Origin of the sequence: Streptomyces sp. NBC_00510 (assembly GCA_036013505.1) — a bacterium.
Taxonomy (GTDB): domain Bacteria; phylum Actinomycetota; class Actinomycetes; order Streptomycetales; family Streptomycetaceae; genus Actinacidiphila.
Map to the genome: position 1 here is coordinate 5,146,865 of CP107851.1, position 17,719 is coordinate 5,164,583.

Below are 17,719 nucleotides of genomic sequence, written 5' to 3' on the forward strand. Positions count from 1 at the left end.
GGGACACGGGGGCGTACTCCGGAGGTCTTGATGGACGTCCCGGTGCTCTTCGGCCGGTCTCTCCCCGCACCGCCCGTTCCCGCGGGGGCCGCCGCGCGCCCCGAGGACCCGTCCCCGCCGGGCGCGCTCCTGTGGCCGTCCACCCTCCCTTCCCGTTCCGGCCACGAGCCCGGATGGGCAGCGGACGGCACGCTCTCCTTCTTCCCGTGACGCCGTGAGCGGCGTTCGCCGAGTGGGAAGAACAAGAACGGTGAGCGGAGCGTAACGTTGCGGGCGGATACGGAGTGGCTGGCCATGGGGACTCCCGAGGAACGCGTGGACGCGGGCGTGGCGGACGCCGTCACGTTGCTGCTCGACGCCGAGGGGCGGCTGCTGAGCTGGCCGCCCGCCGCCGAGCGGCTGCTCGGCCGGCGGGCCGCGGACGTCATCGACACCCCCGCGGTGGATCTGCTCGCCCCGGAGGACGCGGCGCGGCCGCCGGAGATCGCCGAGCGCTGCCGCACCGAGGGCGGCTGGACGGGTGTGCTGCGGCTCCGCCGTGACGACGGCATGAGGGTCACGCTGGGCGTACGGGTGGCCGGGCTCCCGGAGGGGATCGGCGGCACGTCCGTCCGCTGGATGGTCCTGGCGGCGGAGTCCCGCAGCACCGCCCGCTCCGTGGCGTCCGGGATGACCCCGGCGATGCTGGAACGGATCGTGGGCCAGACGCCGATCGGGCTGGCCGTGGTCGACACCGAACTGCGCTGCGTGTGGTCGAACGCGGCACTGGAGCGCTTCGGGGGCGGCCCCTCCCAGGAGCGGCTGGGGCGCCGGCTCGGGGAGATCCAGCCGGGCCTGAACGCCACGGTCCTGGAGGCGCAGATGCGGCAGGTCCTGGAGACGGGCGTGCCGGTGATCGACTACGAGCACGTCGGGCGGTTCCGCACCGATCCACGCCGTGAGAAGGCGCATTCGATGTCCTTCGTGCGGCTGGAGGACGAGCGTGGCGTCCCGGTAGGCGTCTGCTACTCCGTGGTCGACATCAGCGACCGCTGGCGGGCCCGGCAGCGGCTGTCGCTGCTGGACCGGGCCAGCGAGCACATCGGCCGCACCCTGGACGTGATGCACACCGCGCAGGACCTGGCGGACGTGGTCGTGCCCGACCTCGCCGACTACGTCGCCGTGGAGTTGCTGGAGTCGGTCATCAAGGGCGCGGAGCCGCAGCCCGGCCCGCTGGGGGACGCCGTCACCGTGCCGCTGCGCCGCGCCGGGATGCGGGCGGCGCGGCAGGGCGAGCCCGAGCCGGCGTTCGGCATCGGGGCGCTCTCCGCCTACCTGGAGGACACCCCGCCCATCCGGTGCCTGACCGACGGCACCTCCTGGCTCAGCTCCCGGCTGGACCCGCTGGAGCTGGAGTGGGCCGCAGGACCCGCCGGCGGCCGCGCGCTCCACTTCGGCGAACTCGGGCTCCACACGGCGATGGTGGTGCCGATCCGCGCCCGCGGGGTCACCCTCGGCGTGACCCTCTTCTTCCGGGTGCGCCGTGCCGACCCCTTCGACGGGGAGGACCTGCGCCTGGCCGAGGAGGTGGTGGCCAGGGCCGCGGTCTGCCTGGACAACGCGCGCCGCTACACCCGCGAGCGGGACGCCGCCCTCGTGCTGCAGCGCAGCCTGCTGCCGCACACCTTCCCGCCGCAGGAGGCGGTGGAGGTCGCCACCTACTACCGCCCGGCCGACGAGCTGTCGGGCGTGGGCGGCGACTGGTTCGACGTCATCCCGCTGTCCGGGGCCCGGGTCGCGCTCGTGGTGGGCGAGGTGGTGGGCCACGGCATCGAGGCGGCCGCGACGATGGGCCAGTTGCGCACGGCGGTACGGACCCTGGCCGACCTCGACCTGCCACCCGAGGAACTGCTGGCGCACCTGGACGACCTGGTCGTCCAGGTCTCCCGGGAGGCCGGGGAGTCCGCGACCGTCGGGGTGGGCGGCAGCGCGCTCGGGTCGAGCTGCCTGTACGTGACGTACGACCCGGTCAGCAGGCACTGCGTCATGGCCAGCGCCGGGCACCTTCCGCCGGCCGTGCTCCGGCCCGCCGGCGAGCGGTGCGGGGCCGAGGGCGGGGAGGCCGTCCGCTTCCTCCAGCTGCCCATCGGGCCCGCGTTGGGTCTGGGCGGACTGCCCTTCGAGGCAGCCGAGTTGACGATGGAGGAGGGCAGCGTCCTCGCGCTGTACACGGACGGCCTGGTCGCGCCGGCGGACGGCGCGGGCGACGTGCCGGACAGCGGGCGGAGCCGGCTGCGGGCCGCCATGGAGGCCGAGGACCTGCCGCTGGACGCGTTGTGCCGCAGCGTCGTCGACGAACTGGCCCCCGCCCGCCCGCACGACGACGTGGCGCTGCTGCTGGCCAGGACCCGCTGTCTGGACATCGGCCGGGTCGCCTCCTGGGACCTGCCCACCGACCCCGCGGTCGTGGGCCGGGCCCGCGAGCTGTCCACCCGGCAGCTGGAGGACTGGGGCCTGGGCGACCTCACCTTCACCACCGAACTGGTCGTCAGCGAGCTGGTCACCAACGCGATCCGGCACGGCTCCGGTCCGATCCGCCTGCGGCTGATCCTGGAGCGGGCGCTGACCTGCGAGGTCTCCGACGCCAGCAGCACCTCCCCGCACCTGCGGCACCCCCGCACCACCGACGAGGGCGGTCGCGGGCTGTTCCTGATCTCGCAGTTCGCCCAGCGGTGGGGCACCCGTTACACCGACGACGGGAAGATCATCTGGGCCGAGCAGTTCCTCGACGGGCACGGCCCCGACGTCGGCATCGACATCGGCATCGACACGGTCACCGTGCGCGAACCGGCCTGACACCGGACGCCCCCCCGCGCGCTCCTTCGTTCACCTGTACGCCTCGGCGAGGTCGCCGGGGCGTCGTGCTCCAGGTTGAGGGGTCGAGATGGTCCAGACCTATTGACCACCTGGTCCAGACCTTTCTACTCTGCCAGGGAACTGTGGTGGGCATGACATGGAGTCAACCGCCCACCAGGCGGCACTGGTTTCCCCGTCGGCCCCCACTCGAGGAGCACCCCTTGAGCACTGGAGACACCCCACGCACTCCACGCACCAGACGCATCAGGACCACAGCCGCCGCGGGGCTCACCGCGCTGCTGCTCCCGTTCGCCGCGCTCGTCGGTCTGGCCACGCCGGCCCACGCCGCGGGTACCACCGCCACGTACACCAAGACCCAGGACTGGGGCACGGGGTTCGAGGGCAAGTGGACGATCACCAACAGCGGCACCTCGTCCATCAGCAGCTGGACCGTCGAGTGGGACTTCCCCGCCGGCACGTCGGTGACCTCGGCGTGGGACGCCGACGTGACCGCCTCCGGCACCCACTGGACCGGCAAGAACAAGAGCTGGAACGGCACGCTGGCCCCGGGCGCCAGCATCAGCTTCGGCTTCAACGGCACCGGTAGCGGCAGCCCGAGCGGCTGCAAGCTCAACGGCGGTTCCTGCACCGGCGGTGGCGGCGGCGACCCGACGCCCACCCCCACCCCGACTCCGACGCCCACCCCGACCCCGACGCCCACGCCGACCCCGACGCCGACCCCCACCGGCCCCGCGGGGAACAAGATCCGCCTCGGCTACTTCGCCGAGTGGGGCGTCTACGGCCGCAACTACCACGTCAAGAACCTGGTGACCTCCGGCTCGGCGAGCAAGCTGACCCACATCAACTACGCCTTCGGCAACGTCACCAACGGCCAGTGCGCGATCGGCGACTCCTACGCCGACTACGACAAGGCCTACACCGCCGACCAGAGCGTCGACGGCGTCGCCGACACCTGGGACACCGGCGCCCTGCGCGGCAGTTTCAACCAGCTGCGCAAGCTGAAGAAGCAGTACCCGAACATCAAGATCCTCTGGTCCTTCGGCGGCTGGACCTGGTCCGGCGGCTTCGGCCAGGCGGCCGCCAACCCGACCGCCTTCGCCAACTCCTGCTACAACCTGGTCGAGGACCCGCGCTGGGCCGACGTCTTCGACGGCATCGACATCGACTGGGAGTACCCCAACGCCTGCGGCCTGTCCTGCGACACCAGCGGGGCCTCGTCCTTCAAGACCCTGATGTCCGCGCTGCGCACCAGGTTCGGCTCCAACAACCTGGTCACCGCGGCCATCACCGCCGACGGCACCAACGGCGGCAAGATCGACGCGGCCGACTACGCGGGCGCCGCCCAGTACGTGAACTACTACAACGTGATGACGTACGACTACTTCGGCGCCTTCGACGCGGACGGCCCGACCGCCCCGCACTCCCCGCTCACCTCCTACAGCGGCATCCCGATCGCCGGCTTCTACTCCGACGCGGCGATCCAGAAGCTGAAGAGCAAGGGCATCGCGTCGAACAAGCTCAATCTGGGCATCGGCTTCTACGGGCGCGGCTGGACCGGCGTCACGCAGTCGGCGCCGGGCGGTTCCGCGACCGGCGCCGCTCCCGGTACGTACGAGGCGGGCAACGAGGACTACAAGGTCCTCAAGAACACCTGCCCGGCCACCGGCACCGTCGCGGGCACCGCGTACGCGCACTGCGGCAACAACTGGTGGAGCTACGACACCCCGTCGACCATCGCGGGCAAGATGGCCTACGTGAAGAACCAGGGCCTCGGCGGCGCGTTCTTCTGGGAGTTCAGCGGCGACACCGGCAACGGTGAGCTGATCACCGCGATCAACAACGGTCTGAGCTAGTCCTCAGGAGCCGGGCCGTACGGGCCGGAGGGGCGGAATCGTGACCGCTCCTCCGGCCCGGTCGCGTCGGGGCGGGGCGGCGTGCGTCAGCCGGTGGCGCAGGACGCGCCGTCGAGGGTGAAGCCGGTGGGCGGGGCGGAGACGCCGGGCCGGGTGCCGACCAGCCCGAAGCTGACCGAACCGCCCGCCCGCACCGACCGGTTGTAGCCCTTGGCCCGGGCGGTGACCGATCCATCGCGCTGGGCGAAGTCGGCGTCCCACATCTGCGTGACGCGCCGGCCGTCGGAGTACCTCCAGCCGACCCTCCAGTCGTCGAGGTCCTTGCGGGTCGTCAGGGTGACCGTGGCCTGGAAGCCGTCGTACCACTGCTCGTTCACCTCGTAGGTGATCGTGCAGGACGGCGCCGGTTTCACCGGGGCGTCGTGCGCGGGCGGCGCGGCGGAGGACGGTGCGCGATCGGCGGCGGGGATGGTGTGCTCGGCGGCGGAGGGCCCGATCTCCTCGGGGAACGGCGCGCTCTCGGCGGGCTCCGGTGCTCCGGAGGCGCCCGGCGACGGCAGCGGGGGGAAGCCGGAACCGTCCGGGGCGGTGCCGTCCTTGCCGCCCTGGGCCGTCGGAAGGGCCTGGGCGGACCGGGGGGCGGAGTCGTCGGTGGTGACCAGGGCCGTCAGGCAGATCACGGCGGCCAGCACCGCGACCGCCCCGGCCACGGCGGCCCTGCCCCCGGGGACGCGGGTCCTGGCCCGCGCGGCACGGGCGGCGCGCGCGGCCCGCCGCGACGGCGGGGCCGCGGCGGCGTCCCGGCCGGCGGTCCGGCGCCGGGCCTCCAGATAGGCGGGCCCCGCCCAGCCCAGCACCCCTTCGGCCAGTGCCTCGGGCAGTCCGCCGCCGAACGGGGTCAGGCACACGGCCGCCCGCGCGCACTCGGCGCACCCGCGCAGGTGCCGGCGCAGGTCCTCGGGTGCCGCCTCGACGGGCATCCGGGTGGCCGCGTCCAGCAGCCGGGCGTACCCCTGGCACTCGTCGGAGGGCGGTTCCTCCTGGTGGGCGCGGAGGCAGCGGTCGCGGAAGTCCTCGCGGGCCCGGTCGATCTCCCGCTCCACCGCGGTGACGTCGACGCCCAGCGCGTGTGCGGTCACGGCCGCGGGGCGGCATTCGACCTCGGTGGACCACAGCAGTGCCGCGTCCGGTTCCGTCATGGCGCGCAGTCCGCGCAGGGCCAGCGGTTCCGGGCGCGGTGCCCTGCCCCGGCGTGCGGCGCGTTCCGCGTTGAGCCAGATGCGGAACTCCGGCTGCAGGCTGTCGCCCTCGCCCCGGGCCTGCCAGGACGCGGCGGTGTCCCGTACGGCGGTCAGCAGCAGCGGCAGGGGCGGCAGGCCCGGGCCGGGTGTGCCGTCCGCCGCGTCGGGTGTCAGGTCCAGGCCGCGGTCGAACGCGTCGGCGGCCAGCCGGCCGCCGTCCTCGGGGGAGAGCGAGCACAGCTGGGCGAAGCACAGCGCTTCCGCCCAGTACTCGGACAGCGGTACGGCCTCGGGGACCGGGGCTGGGGCAGTCATCGAGTGGTGAACCAACCCTTCGGCGTCGGGAAGGCGGTTGCGCCTGCGCCTGGTGGTGCGGGGAGCCTTTCACGGTTTCCACACAAGTAGCAAGGCGCGACTTCGTTTGCCGAAGGGGTAGTTGGGGCGTGAGCGGTGATGTCCGCTTCTGCCCCCTCGTGAACGGCGGGATCAGCCGTGGTGGACGAAGCGGGCGGCGACCGAGAGGGTCGCGGCGCCCTTGATCATGCCCATCCGGTTCCAGGTGAGGCCGAAGTCGGCCCGGTCGACGACCGCATCGGCGGTGAGCACGACGGCGTCGGCGGAGGAGGACTCGACGCGCCCGGTGAGGGCGAGCGGGCGGGTGGTGCCGCGGACGGTCAGCTCGCCGTCGACGGAGAGGGCGCCGTCGGTGCCGGCGGTGACCCGGCGGGCGGTGTAGACGATCGCCGGGTGGGTCGCGACGTCGAGGAAGTCGGCGGAGTGCAGGTGGGTGTCGCGCTGCTTGTTGCCGGTGTCCAGGGAGGCGGCGTCCACGGTCAGGGTGCCCTGCCCGGTGCCGTCGGCCGCGAGTTCGCCCTCGCCGCCGACCTGGGTGAACGCGCCCTTCACGGTGGCCATGCCCCACATCGTCCGGTGCGTGAGCCGCACGGCCGAGCCCGCGGGGTCGAGGGCCCAGGAGCCCGTGTGCAGACCGGTGGGGGTGGTCGTCGAGTCGCTCATGGGGTGTCGCACCCTTCAATAGCTCGCCAGATATTAAGTAGCCAGTTAGACAATAGCTGGCGTTGGTACCCTGGGCAATGTGACGGCGGAGATCCACGCGGAGACGGACGGCCGGTGCCCGGACACCGCCGACCTGCACCTGCTCGCGCGGTGGGACGCGCTGCAATCGGGCTTCCGGCGGCTCACGGACCAGTTGCTGGCGGACGTCGAGGCGCGGTCGGGGCTGGCCCCGTCCTCGTTCCAGGCGCTGTGGTTCCTGATGACGACGCCGGAGCGGTCGGCGCCGATGTACCGGCTCGCGGGGACGCTGGGCTTCACCACGGCGGGCACCACCAAGGTCGCCGACCGCCTCACGGAGGCGGGGCTCATCGAACGCCGTCCCTGCCGGGAGGACCGGCGCGTCACCCTGGCGGTGCTGACCGAACGCGGCCTTCAGGTGGCGATGACGGCGGCGCTCACGCTGGCCGACGCGCTGCGTGAGCGCGTGGTCGGGCCGCTGGGCGGTGCGGAGCGGTTCGACGCGCTCGCGGCGGCGGTCACCGCCGTCGACCCGGAGCCGCCGTCCCGGCCCCCGTGCGGGGGCTGAGGCTCAGGCCCGGACGGTGACCGAGCGGGGGTCGAAGCCGTAGGGCAGTTCGAGGCGGTGGGCGCGCATCAGGGCGTCGTCGGCGAGGAGTTCCTGGGTGCGGCCGTCGGCGACGACGGTTCCGCCGCTGAGGACGACCGAGCGCGGACACAGCTCCAGGGCGTACGGCAGGTCGTGGGTGACCATCAGGACCGTGACGTCCAGCGAGCGCAGGATGTCGGCGAGTTCGCGGCGGGAGGCGGGGTCCAGGTTGGAGGAGGGCTCGTCCAGGACGAGGATCTCCGGCTCCATGGCGAGGACGGTCGCCACCGCCACGCGGCGCCGCTGCCCGAACGACAGGTGGTGCGGCGGCCGGTCGGCGAACTCCGCCATGCCGACCCGCTCCAGCGCCCTGCGGACGCAGGCCTCCAGCTCGGCGCCGCGCAGACCGGCCGCGGCCGGGCCGAAGGCGACGTCCTCGCGGACGGTGGGCATGAAGAGCTGGTCGTCCGGGTCCTGGAAGACGATGCCGACCCGGCGCCTGACCTCGGCCACGTTCTTGCGCTCGCCGACCGGGAGGCCGGCGACGGTCACCGAGCCGGCGCCCGCCTCGAGGATGCCGTTGAGGTGCAGCACGAGGGTGGTCTTGCCGGCGCCGTTGGGGCCGAGGAGGGCCACCCGCTCGCCGCGGGCGATGGTCAGGTCGACGCCGAACAGCGCCTGGTGGCCGTCGGGGTAGGCGTAGGCGAGGCCCTTGACCTCGAGCGAAGGTGTCACAGGAACCATCCCATCAGACAGACCAGCAGCGCCGCGGCCGGGAGCGCGGCGGCGTACGACCACTGGGCGCGCGAGGCGGTGACCTCGTCGATCACCGGCATGCTGCCGGCGTAGCCCCGGCTGACCATGGCCAGGTGGACGCGTTCGCCGCGCTCGTAGGCGCGGATGAACAAGGCGCCCGCGGACTTGGCGAGCACGCCCCAGTGGCGCGGGCCGCGCGCCTCGAAGCCGCGCGAGAGGCGGGCGACGCGCATCCGGCGCATCTCGTCGGTGATGACGTCCCCGTACCGGATCATGAACGAGGCGATCTGCACCAGCAGCGCCGGCAGCCGCAACCGCTGCAGGCCGAGGAGCAGTTCGCGCAGCTCGGTGGTGGACGCCAGCAGGACGGAGGCGGCGACGCCGAGAGTGCCCTTGGCGAGGATGTTCCAGGCCCCCCACAGGCCGTTCACGCTGAGGGAGAGGCCCAGCACCTCGGTGCGCGGGCCCTCGGCGACGAACGGCATGAGGAAGGCGAAGGCGACGAAGGGCACCTCGATCAGCAGCCGCCGCAGCAGGAATCCGGCCGGGACGCGCGCCACGGCGGCGACCGTGGCCAGCAGCACCGCGTACAGGCCGAAAGCCCACATCGCCGTGCGCGGGGTGGAGACCACCACCAGGACGAAGCAGAAGACCGCGGCGATCTTGCACTGCGGGGGCAGCGCGTGCACCGGCGAGTGGCCGTGCCGGTAGAGCCGGTGGGCGTGCCCCGCTCCCACGGCTAGGCCTTCTCCGCGCGCGGACGGCGGCGGACGACCCAGAAGACGCCGGTGCCGAGCGCGAGGGTGGCGCCGACGCCGATCACACCGGCGAGGCCGCCGGAGAGCCGGGCGTTGCCGACGTCCTCGGTCTGGTAGTCGGCGAGCGGGGAGTCCTTGGCCGCGTGGTCCTCGGCCTTCTTGTCGATGCCGTGGTCCGCGGCGACCTTCTCCAGGCCGTCCGGGCTGGCGGAGGCGTAGTAGCTCACGAATCCGGCGAGCAGCACGGCGGCGATCAGGCCGGCGATCCACAGCGGCCGTATGCCGCCGCGCTTGGGGGTGTTGGTCACGGCCGCCATCAGACGGTCGCCTCCTTGAGCTCCAGCGGGCGGCGCAGGTCACGGGCGCCGTGGACGAGGTCGGGGCGGACGGCGATCACGGCGCCCACCGTCGCCGCGGTGATCACCGCCTCGCCGATGCCGATCAGGACGTGCACGCCGACCATGGCGGTGAAGACCTTGCCGAGAGAGACGTCGGTCGTCCCGCCCAGCGCGTAGATCCCGGTGAAGGCGACCGCCGCCGCGGGGACGGAGAGCAGGGCCGCGACGAAGGCCGCGCCCGTCACCCCGCCACGTCCGTTCGGCAGCACCTTGACCAGCCCGCGGAAGACGGCGTAGGCGACGACCACGGTGACGATCGCCATGTCGGTGATGTTCACGCCGAGCGCGGTCAGGCCGCCGTCGGCGAAGAGCACGCCCTGGATCAGCAGGACGACGGACACGCACAGCACCCCTGTGTAGGGGCCGACGAGTATCGCCGCCAGCGCGCCGCCGAGGAGGTGGCCGCTGGTGCCGGCGGCCACCGGGAAGTTGAGCATCTGGACGGCGAAGATGAACGCCGAGACGAGTCCGGCCAGCGGCGCGGTGCGCTCGTCCAGTTCGCGCCGCGCACCGCGCAGGCTCACCGCTACGGCTGCGGCCGCGACGGCACCGGTCGCCACCGACACCGGGGCGTCGATGAATCCGTCGGGTACATGCATGGGGGAGCTCCAGGTCGGGTCCGGCAGGCGGCCGGTCGGGTCGGCGAAGCAGGGCGCTCAATCATAGGGTCTTATTGCGACCTGTTTGCAAGAGCCTGTTCGCCGCTGGAGCGCACCCCGCTCAGCCCAGCGGGCGTCCCGCCCGCAGGTTCCAGCGTCCGGACCGCCCGCTGAATTCCGTCGCCGTCAGCGGGGGCACGTCGATCCGCCAGAAGGCGGCCTCGGGCGTACCCAGGACCCGTACCGCGCACGCCCGGACGATCTCCGGCTCGACGACGGCGAGCACCCGCCCCGGCGTCGCGGCGAGCCCGTCGAGCCAGGCGCCGGCCCGGGCGCACAGCTCGCGCAGCGACTCGGCATCGTGCGGCGCGGCGTCCGGGTCGGAGAGCCAGGCGGCGACGGCCTCCGGCTCCTCGGCGCTCACCTCGGCCAGGGTCCGTCCCCGCCAGCGGCCCAGCGCCCACCCCGCGGGGGCCGTCTCCTGCGCGGCGAGGCCGAGCGCCTCGGCCGTCGCGCGGCAGCGCACGGTGGGCGAGACGAGCACCGGCCCCGCGGAGGGCAGGGAACCGGCCAACGCGCGGGCGGCGGCGAGCGCGTGCTCGTCCGGCGGCACGTCGTCGTCGAAACGCGCCTCGCGCAGCGCCGCGTTCACCACCGGTGAGATCAACATCACCCGGGTCGTCATGCACCCTCCTCGCCCTGCGGCGACCCCTCGGAATCGCCAACTGCCGCCTCATACCTGGCCGGTCGGTCGCACGGAAGCAGCTCCCGCGCGTGCCGGGGCGCACACACGCGCCCTTGGCCGGATCACCGGATCGCGGTACCGTCACGACGACATTCACGACGACACGGCGGAAGTCCGGTGCAAATCCGGCACGGTCGCGCCACTGTATGCCCAGCCCAGCGCCAGGCGAGTCAGACCCGCAGTCGTCCGACAGAGCTCCACCGACCGGGACGCGAGTTCCCACCAGGAGGTCATGCCATGGCGCAGTCCGCCGTTCCGCCGGCCGTCGCCCCTTCCGCCGTCCCCGTGACGCTGCCGATCCGGGCGATCCTGCCCTGGGCGGTCTTCTTCGGCGTCCTGATGCTGGTCCTGCTCTACTTCGTGGGTGCCGAGCAGGGGGCCACGTCCCTCCTGTCCGGTGAGAACGTCCACGAGTGGGTGCACGACGGGCGTCACCTGCTCGGCTTCCCCTGCCACTGACAGGGGCGCCGCACCGATGAACCCCGCCACCCCCGCCACCCCCGTCAACTCCGTCACCGTCAGACAGCTGCTGGTGCGGGGCATGCTGGCCGGCCTCGCCGCCGGCGTGCTCGCCCTGGTCGTCGCCTACCTGCTGGGCGAGTCCCGGGTCGACGCCGCCATCGCGTTCGAGGAGTCGCACGCCCACGAGCACGGCGGCGCCGAACCGGTCAGCCGTGCCCTGCAGTCCACCGCCGGCCTGGCCACCGGCATCCTCCTGTACGGCGTGGCGCTGGGCGGCATCGCCGCCCTCGCCTACTGCTTCGCCCTCGGGCGGATCGGCCGCTTCGGTGCCCGGCCGACGGCGCTGCTGCTGTCGGCCGCCGCGCTGGTCGCGGTGTACGTTGTGCCCTTCCTGAAGTACCCGGCCAACCCGCCGGCCGTCGGCGACCCCGACACCATCGGCAAGCGCACCACGCTGTACTTCCTGATGATGCTGCTCAGCGTGCTGCTCGCGATCGCCACCGTGATCCTCGGCAAGCGCCTCGCGCCGCGCCTGGGCAACTGGTACGCGACCGTGGCCGCCGGTGGGTTCTTCGTCCTGGCCGTGGGGCTCGCGTACGCCTTCCTGCCCGGGATCAACGAGGTGCCGGAGCACTTCCCGGCGGCGCTGCTGTGGCAGTTCCGCCTGGCGGCGCTGGCGATCCAGCTGACGCTGTGGACCTCCTTCGGGCTGGTCTTCGGCCATCTGGCCGGACGCCTGCTGGAACCGGCCCCGGCGGCCGCCCCCACGGGGCGCGACACCGTGGGCGCGGGCACGGCGGCCTCCGTCTAGGCCTCCGCCGCACCGACCGTGACCGCCCGTACGACGCTCAGTGCGTCGTGCGGGCGGTCGTGTGTGCGTCGGTCTCCGCGTCGGTCTGCGCGTCCGTCCGCGCGGAGATCAGCGCGTGCAGCCGCTCCGCCGCGGCACGGCCGAAGGCGGGGTCGTTGATGTGCGTGTCGTACTCGGCGAGTTCCACCCGGCTGCCGCGCAGCTCCTCGCGGAGGGTGCGGAACAGCACCCCGTCCACCGCACGGTCGTGGTACGGCCCGCCCGGCGCCCCGAGGGTGGACAGCCCGCGCAGCGGCAGCAGGAGCGCGGCCGGGCCGGTGGCCGCGCGCAGCTTCGCCGCGACCTGACGGCCGAGTTCGGCGCACTCGGCGGCGGAGGTGCGGATCACCGTCACCGACGGGTTGTGGACGTGGACGTGGCGGGCCCGGAAGCGGTCCGGCAGCGAGGCGAGCGGGCCGAACTTGACCATGTCCAGCGCGCCCGGGCTCACCACCTGCGGCAGCCCGGCGCGACCCGCGGTGCGCAGCCGGTCGGGCCCCGCGCCGAAGGCACCGCCCACCAGCTCGTCGGCGAGCTCGCTGAGCGTCAGGTCCAGCACCCCGCTGAACATGCCCTCACCGGCCAGTGCCTCCAGGGAGCGGCCGCCGGAGCCCACGGAGTGGAAGACCAGCACCTCGTAACCGAGTTCGGTGAGCCGCGCGCGGGCGGCGTCGACCCCCGGGGTCGTCACCCCCGCCATGCTCGCCGCCACCAGCGGCCGGTCCCCGGCGGGCGGGGCGGGTGTCCCGGCGAAGCCCCTGGCCATCCCGGCTATGGCGTCCGCCGCGTTGGCCAGGATCGGCGCCGACACCCGGTTGACGCCCGCGATGTCGACGACGCTGTACATCATGGCGATGTCCGTCGAGCCGACGTACGGGGAGACGTCGCCCGCGGCCATCGAGGAGACCATCAGCTTCGGCACGCCGAGCGGCAGCGCCCGCATCGCGCGGGTCGCGATCGAGGTGCCGCCGCTGCCGCCGATGGCCAGGACGCCGTGCAACCGTCCCTCGTCGTGCAGCCGGCGCACCACCCGCGCCGCCCCCTCGGCCATGACCGTCACCGCGGCGCCGCGGTCGCCCGCCCTGCGCAGCCGTTCGGCGTCCGCGCCCGCGGCGGACGCCACGACGCTGCGGGGGATGTCCGGGGTGACGAGGGGCTCACCGGCCACGCCCGCGTCGATCAGCACGACCTCCACGGCGCCGCGCAGCAGGCGGTCCCGCAGCCAGCCGTACTCCGTGCCCTTGGTGTCCAGCGTTCCCAGCAGCGCAACGACCGGCATGGGCAACAGTGTTGGGCCCGATCCGGGACGTGACAAGGCCTCATGGCGGGGGCACGGGGCGCAGCAGCAGGAGCGCGGTGTCGTCGGTGCGGTCGGTGGCGGGACCGTCGTAGTGCACGAGCACCTCGGCGAGTTCGTCCAGCGGGAGCCGGCCCCGGCAGGACAGGGCCACGGCCAGGGCGGCGATCGCCTCGTCCAGGTCGCCGCCGGGGGTCTCGATGAGCCCGTCGGTGTACAGCGCGAGCACCGCGCCGCGGGGCAGCGTCAGCGTGGTCGTGGGGTACTCGGCGTCCGGGTCGATGCCGAGCAGCAGCCCGGTCGGCAGGCTCAGGATGTCGGTGCGGCCGTCGGGGAAGCGCAGCAGGGCCGGCGGGTGGCCCGCGGAGGCCAGCTGCAGGGCGCCGTCGGTGAGCTGGAGGTGGGCGTAGAGGCAGCTGGTGAAGAGCCCGGTGTCGAGTTCGTCGAGCAGACGGTTGGTGCGGGACAGCACCTGGGCGGGGGAGGCGCCGGCGGTGGCGTGCGCGTGCACCGCGGTGCGCACCTGGCCCATCAGGGCGGCGGCGTTGACGTTGTGGCCCTGGACGTCGCCGATCACGGCGGCGGCGCAGGTGTCGTCCAGCCGGATCAGGTCGTAGAAGTCGCCGCCGACCTCCATGCCGCTGGTCGCCGGCAGGTAGCGGGCGGCGACCTCCAGCCCGGGCAGGGAGGGCAGGGTGTGCGGCAGCAGTCCCGACTGGAGGCTGTGCGCGAGGTGGTGCTTGGCGTCGTAGATCCGGGCCCGGTCCAGGGCCTGGGCGATCAGCCCGCTGAGCGAGGTCAGGGCGGCCCGTTCGTCGGCGGGGAAGGAACGCTCCCGGGCGAAGGCGAGGATGCAGCAGCCCACGGGACGGCCGGAGGCGATCAGCGGCAGGAACGCCCAGGCCGCCATGCCCGACTGCAGGTCCAGGTCCGGGTAGGTCCTTATGAGGTCCTCGCGTGAGCCGAAGAAGCTGGGGACTCCGCTGGTCAGGGCCCTGGTCGCCGGGAGGCGCGCGGTGAGCGCGGTGCCGTCCAGGGCCGCCATGACCTCGGGCCGGTAGCCGCGGTCGCCGATGACGCGCAACCGGCCGCCCTCCGCGACGCACAGCACGAAGGCGTCGGCTCCGATGGCGGCCGGGAAGAGGTCGGCGACCAGGCGGACGACGTCGTCCACGCCGACGGCCTCGGTGAGGGCCGTCGCGAGGTGCATGAGGTGGTAGATCGCCCCGATCCGGATCGGCACCGCGGCCTCGTCGTAGGGCGCGGCCCACGGGGCGGGACCCGCACCCGCGTCGGTGGGGGAGATCCGCACGCTGACCCCGGTCGCGTCCGGATAGAGCTGGACGAGCAGCCAGTGGTCGGGCGGTCGCAGGGCGGTGAACGAGACCGGCTGTCCGCTGAGCACGGCGGCGCGGTAGCGGTCCTCGTGGGCGGGATCGCGCAGCCAGCGCAGGCTCTCCCAGGGGAAGGTGCCCACGAGCCGCTCGACGGGCACGCCGACCAGCTCGGCAGCGCGGGGGGTGACGTAGGTGAGCCGACCGTCGAAGTCGAGCGCACAGGCGCCCTCGGGCAGCCGCCGGGCCCAGTCCGCCGCGGCCAGTGCCTGGTCCGGGTCCACCGGGACCACCCGCGCGGTCCGCAGCACGCGCGGCTCGGGCCCCGGCAGGATCGGCTCCCCGCCGGCGCCGGCCCGTGCGAGCTGGCCGGAGAGGCGCTCGCGGGCGTGCTCCAGCAGCGCGCGCTCCGCGGGCGGCGCCTCGGCGGGGCGCGGCCGGGACCAGATCAGCACCAGCGTGCCGAGCACGGCCTCGCCGTCGGTGAGCGGGGCGGCCACCATGGACAGGTCGTACGGCATGACCAGGGCCGTGCGCGGATAGCGGTCGGCCAGTTCCTCCCGGGAGCCGATCCGGATCGTCCGGCCCTCCCGTACGGCGTCGGCCACCGGGGTCGAGCGCTCCAGGGGCAGCCGCGACCAGGGCATCGACAGCTCCCGGGGTGCCCCGGTGATGACCTCCATGCCCAGCGCGCGGCCCTCGGGCATCATCAGGAAGACCGCACCGACATGGGCGCCCGTCTCACGCACCACTTCGGCGAGCACCTGGTCCAGCAGCTCCCGCGCGGGGGCAGTCACCACCATGTGTGGCTCCACCATCGGGCCGACACCACCTATAAGGGGACGATACGCCCCTCCCCGCCCCGCCTCCTCTTGCCGGAAGCGGCGCCCTGGCGACGGGCGCGTACGCCCGCGCCCCCGGCTGCCGCCGGGCGACGGGGCCCCGACCGGTGGGCCGGGGGGATGGGTGCCGTTGGTGCGCGGAGGTGCTGCGCCGCGGCGGGGCGACAGACGGTCGCCCGAGGCCGCCGGGGTTGCCCGGGCCATGGGCCGCGCCGGGCGGGTGTCGTCGACGTGGCGGCCCAGGTGGGGCGGGACCGTCAGGCACGGCGGGCGCGTACGCCCGCGTCCCCGGCTGCCGCCGCGCGGCGCACGACGGGGCGGGTGACGGTGCGCGGCAGCGAAGCGGTCACGGGTGCACCTCGCCGACCGTGACCGTGGGCGGGACGACGGCGGGTCCGCGGCCGAGCCGTGTGGCCCCCCGGCCCGGCGCCTCGACGGCGCGCTCCGGCCGGCTTTGCCGGGGTGACGCGTGCGACAAGGCGGGTGGGCCCGACACCGGGCCGCCCCACGGCGACGTCGTCTGCCCGGGCGCCGGGGGCCCGGCCGGCCGCGGGAGGACGGGCGCGGCGGGGCGGCTGCGCCGCGGTGGGGCGACAGACGGCCTCCCGGCGGCCGCCGGGGCCGCGTCGGGCGGGGGCGTGCGGGATCGGGTGGTTGCCCCCGCGGAGCGGGTCAGCGGGCCGGGGCGGCCCGGGTGGCGGCGATCGCGCCGCCGGCCTGGTCGGCGAGGGTGACGGCGACCAGACGGGCCTGGCGGGAGGGGACGGTGCCGGGGGTGGGGAGCAGCATGAAGCGGCCGTGGAAGTGGCCGTTGTGGAAGACGCGGAGCTCGACCTCCTGGTCCGGCAGTCCCAGCGCGTCCGCGTCCCAGGGGCGGCGGCCCCGCACCACGGTGCCGTCCTGCTCGAGCCGCGGCGGGTGCCCGACGAGGGTGCCGTACTCGAAACGGCAGCCGCGCAGGTGGAGCAGGCTGACCAGCTGGTCGCGGACGTGCTCGACCACGACGTGCGGGGAGACCGCGGACTGGGCCAGCCGTGCCGTCTCGTGGATGCGCGCGAGGTGGTCGGCGTCGGTGATCGCGATCACCGCGAGCCGCCTGGTGCGGGCGGCGAGCTGGGAGACGGCCAGGCCCACGGCGAGCAGCAGGACCGCCGTCGCCACGTCGCCCGGCCCGCTGATGGTGAACCGCTCGTAGGGCGGGGCGAAGAAGAAGTCGAACCAGGCCGCCGCGGACAGCGCCGCGAGCGCCCCGGCGCGGCGGCTGCCGAGGACGGCGACCGCCACGACCGCGACCACCAGCACCAGGGCCACGAGCGTGTTGGACACCTGGGTGCGGAAGGGCACGAGCACCAGGCACACCAGCGGCGGCAGGAGGAGCGCGGCGGGCAGGGCGAGCCGCGTCGGGTGGGGGAACGGGAAGGAAGAGCGCGTCATGGTCATCGCCTCCGTCGAAGGGGCCTGCCGGGCCCCCGGGGTCACCGCAGTGGCGTGGCGGCGTGCAGGGGAAGCCGCCAGGCGTTGCGGCGGTGCACGTCGTCGAGGACCTCGTGGAGCGGGGAGCGGGGTACGGCGAGCACCGGGCAGGCCGCGTGGACCAGGCAGTGCCGGGCCACCGAGGGGCTCAGCAGGCGGCGCAGCCGGCCGCGGCGTCCGGCGCCGACGACCAGCAGGTCGTCCGGGCGGTCCGCGACGTGGGTCAGCGCCCATCCCGCGGGCCCGCGGACGAGGAGCGCGCGCAGGGGGAGGTCCGCCGGGAGGCCGCCGAAGGCGGACTCGACGGCGCCGACCAGCTGCTGCCGGGCCCGGTCCTGCCACTCCCGCAGCAGCGGCGGGCAGGGGGAGCGCCGGTAGGCGAACTCCCCGCCCGGCGGTTCCCAGGCGAGCACGGTGACCAGCACCGCGCCCGTGCGGCGTGCCTCGGCGGCGGCCCGGTGCAGCGCCGTGAGGCTGCCGAGGGAGCCGCTCACCCCGACCACCACGCGGTGGTTTCCGGCGTCATCCATGCCGTCCATGGAAGACCCGGGCGGGGTGCCGCGGGGGCTTCTTGTCGTCCTCTTGTCGCCGGGCGGCGCACCCCTGACGCCGCCCTGACCCGCCGGTCCCG

General features: G+C 74.4%; 15 protein-coding genes, 1 pseudogene and 1 riboswitch. Of the genes and pseudogenes, 6 read left to right on the forward strand and 10 right to left on the reverse strand.

Annotated features, from left to right (window positions below):
* Positions 1–30: 30 nt before the first annotated feature.
* The 3 genes from OG937_23205 to OG937_23215 all read left to right on the forward strand — a co-directional run bounded on the left by OG937_23205 (position 31) and on the right by OG937_23215 (position 4,709).
* Positions 31–210, forward strand: coding sequence for a hypothetical protein (locus tag OG937_23205; GenBank protein ID WUD74392.1), 180 nt, complete (start codon positions 31–33; stop codon positions 208–210).
* Between the two features lie 84 nt (positions 211–294).
* Entirely contained in the window at positions 295–2,835 is a 2,541-nt protein-coding gene (locus OG937_23210; protein ID WUD74393.1) for a SpoIIE family protein phosphatase, read from the forward strand.
* 221 nt (positions 2,836–3,056) lie between these two features.
* On the forward strand, positions 3,057–4,709 hold the full coding sequence (locus OG937_23215) for a glycosyl hydrolase family 18 protein (protein ID WUD74394.1): 1,653 nt from the start codon (positions 3,057–3,059) through the stop codon (positions 4,707–4,709).
* A gap of 86 nt (positions 4,710–4,795) precedes the next feature.
* On the opposite strand, the gene OG937_23220 is transcribed toward OG937_23215, so the two are convergent.
* Complete coding sequence (locus OG937_23220; GenBank protein WUD74395.1) at positions 4,796–6,265, reverse strand: cellulose binding domain-containing protein; 1,470 nt, start codon at positions 6,263–6,265, stop codon at positions 4,796–4,798.
* Between the two features lie 171 nt (positions 6,266–6,436).
* Positions 6,437–6,967 (reverse strand): YceI family protein, encoded by a 531-nt coding sequence (locus tag OG937_23225; GenBank protein WUD74396.1) that lies wholly within the window; start codon positions 6,965–6,967, stop codon positions 6,437–6,439.
* A 79-nt stretch (positions 6,968–7,046) separates the two neighbouring features.
* Between OG937_23225 and OG937_23230 the strand changes: the two genes are divergently transcribed.
* On the forward strand, positions 7,047–7,553 hold the full coding sequence (locus OG937_23230) for a MarR family winged helix-turn-helix transcriptional regulator (protein WUD74397.1): 507 nt from the start codon (positions 7,047–7,049) through the stop codon (positions 7,551–7,553).
* 3 nt (positions 7,554–7,556) lie between these two features.
* On the opposite strand, the gene OG937_23235 is transcribed toward OG937_23230, so the two are convergent.
* The 4 genes and pseudogenes from OG937_23235 to OG937_23250 all read right to left on the reverse strand — a co-directional run bounded on the left by OG937_23235 (position 7,557) and on the right by OG937_23250 (position 10,770).
* The gene (locus OG937_23235; GenBank protein WUD74398.1) at positions 7,557–8,318 is read right to left on the reverse strand and encodes an energy-coupling factor ABC transporter ATP-binding protein; all 762 of its coding nucleotides are present in this window, start codon (positions 8,316–8,318) and stop codon (positions 7,557–7,559) included.
* The gene (gene cbiQ / locus OG937_23240) at positions 8,306–9,067 is read right to left on the reverse strand and encodes a cobalt ECF transporter T component CbiQ (GenBank protein ID WUD74399.1); all 762 of its coding nucleotides are present in this window, start codon (positions 9,065–9,067) and stop codon (positions 8,306–8,308) included. The genes OG937_23235 and cbiQ overlap by 13 nt, the downstream gene beginning before the upstream one ends.
* Positions 9,068–9,069: 2 nt before the next feature.
* Positions 9,070–10,085: pseudogene (locus tag OG937_23245) on the reverse strand (energy-coupling factor ABC transporter permease).
* A gap of 121 nt (positions 10,086–10,206) precedes the next feature.
* A complete protein-coding gene (locus OG937_23250; GenBank protein WUD74400.1) occupies positions 10,207–10,770 on the reverse strand; it encodes a histidine phosphatase family protein in 564 nt (187 codons plus the stop codon).
* A 121-nt stretch (positions 10,771–10,891) separates the two neighbouring features.
* A riboswitch (cobalamin riboswitch) is annotated at positions 10,892–11,029 on the forward strand.
* Between the two features lie 38 nt (positions 11,030–11,067).
* On the opposite strand from OG937_23250, the gene OG937_23255 reads away from it, so the two are divergent.
* Together OG937_23255 and OG937_23260 are read left to right on the forward strand one after the other, a co-directional pair.
* Positions 11,068–11,289 carry a CbtB-domain containing protein gene (locus OG937_23255; GenBank protein WUD74401.1) on the forward strand — a complete coding sequence of 74 codons (222 nt, stop codon included), beginning with the start codon at positions 11,068–11,070 and terminating at the stop codon, positions 11,287–11,289.
* 16 nt (positions 11,290–11,305) lie between these two features.
* The gene (locus OG937_23260; protein ID WUD74402.1) at positions 11,306–12,103 is read left to right on the forward strand and encodes a CbtA family protein; all 798 of its coding nucleotides are present in this window, start codon (positions 11,306–11,308) and stop codon (positions 12,101–12,103) included.
* A gap of 37 nt (positions 12,104–12,140) precedes the next feature.
* Here the strand turns inward: OG937_23260 and OG937_23265 are convergent, their stop codons facing one another.
* The 4 genes from OG937_23265 to OG937_23280 form a co-directional block, all read right to left on the reverse strand.
* Positions 12,141–13,421 carry a Tm-1-like ATP-binding domain-containing protein gene (locus OG937_23265; protein ID WUD74403.1) on the reverse strand — a complete coding sequence of 427 codons (1,281 nt, stop codon included), beginning with the start codon at positions 13,419–13,421 and terminating at the stop codon, positions 12,141–12,143.
* A gap of 40 nt (positions 13,422–13,461) precedes the next feature.
* Complete coding sequence (locus tag OG937_23270) at positions 13,462–15,576, reverse strand: SpoIIE family protein phosphatase (GenBank protein WUD74404.1); 2,115 nt, start codon at positions 15,574–15,576, stop codon at positions 13,462–13,464.
* Between the two features lie 711 nt (positions 15,577–16,287).
* Positions 16,288–17,049, reverse strand: coding sequence for a PAS domain-containing sensor histidine kinase (locus OG937_23275; protein ID WUD74405.1), 762 nt, complete (start codon positions 17,047–17,049; stop codon positions 16,288–16,290).
* A 41-nt stretch (positions 17,050–17,090) separates the two neighbouring features.
* A complete protein-coding gene (locus OG937_23280) occupies positions 17,091–17,627 on the reverse strand; it encodes a universal stress protein (GenBank protein ID WUD74406.1) in 537 nt (178 codons plus the stop codon).
* Positions 17,628–17,719: the final 92 nt, after the last annotated feature.

Excerpts from the sequence above, each read along its gene's own strand:
- OG937_23205 (WUD74392.1), top strand. The coding sequence starts at position 31 with ATGGACGTCCCGGTGCTCTTCGGCCGGTCTCTCCCCGCACCGCCCGTT.
- OG937_23210 (WUD74393.1), top strand. The coding sequence starts at position 295 with ATGGGGACTCCCGAGGAACGCGTGGACGCGGGCGTGGCGGACGCCGTC.
- OG937_23220 (WUD74395.1), bottom strand. The coding sequence starts at position 6,265 with ATGACTGCCCCAGCCCCGGTCCCCGAGGCCGTACCGCTGTCCGAGTAC.
- OG937_23225 (WUD74396.1), bottom strand. The coding sequence starts at position 6,967 with ATGAGCGACTCGACGACCACCCCCACCGGTCTGCACACGGGCTCCTGG.
- OG937_23235 (WUD74398.1), bottom strand. The coding sequence starts at position 8,318 with ATGGTTCCTGTGACACCTTCGCTCGAGGTCAAGGGCCTCGCCTACGCC.
- OG937_23250 (WUD74400.1), bottom strand. The coding sequence starts at position 10,770 with ATGACGACCCGGGTGATGTTGATCTCACCGGTGGTGAACGCGGCGCTG.
- OG937_23255 (WUD74401.1), top strand. The coding sequence starts at position 11,068 with ATGGCGCAGTCCGCCGTTCCGCCGGCCGTCGCCCCTTCCGCCGTCCCC.
- OG937_23260 (WUD74402.1), top strand. The coding sequence starts at position 11,306 with ATGAACCCCGCCACCCCCGCCACCCCCGTCAACTCCGTCACCGTCAGA.
- OG937_23265 (WUD74403.1), bottom strand. The coding sequence starts at position 13,421 with ATGCCGGTCGTTGCGCTGCTGGGAACGCTGGACACCAAGGGCACGGAG.
- OG937_23270 (WUD74404.1), bottom strand. The coding sequence starts at position 15,576 with ATGGTGGTGACTGCCCCCGCGCGGGAGCTGCTGGACCAGGTGCTCGCC.
- OG937_23275 (WUD74405.1), bottom strand. The coding sequence starts at position 17,049 with ATGACGCGCTCTTCCTTCCCGTTCCCCCACCCGACGCGGCTCGCCCTG.
- OG937_23280 (WUD74406.1), bottom strand. The coding sequence starts at position 17,627 with ATGGACGGCATGGATGACGCCGGAAACCACCGCGTGGTGGTCGGGGTG.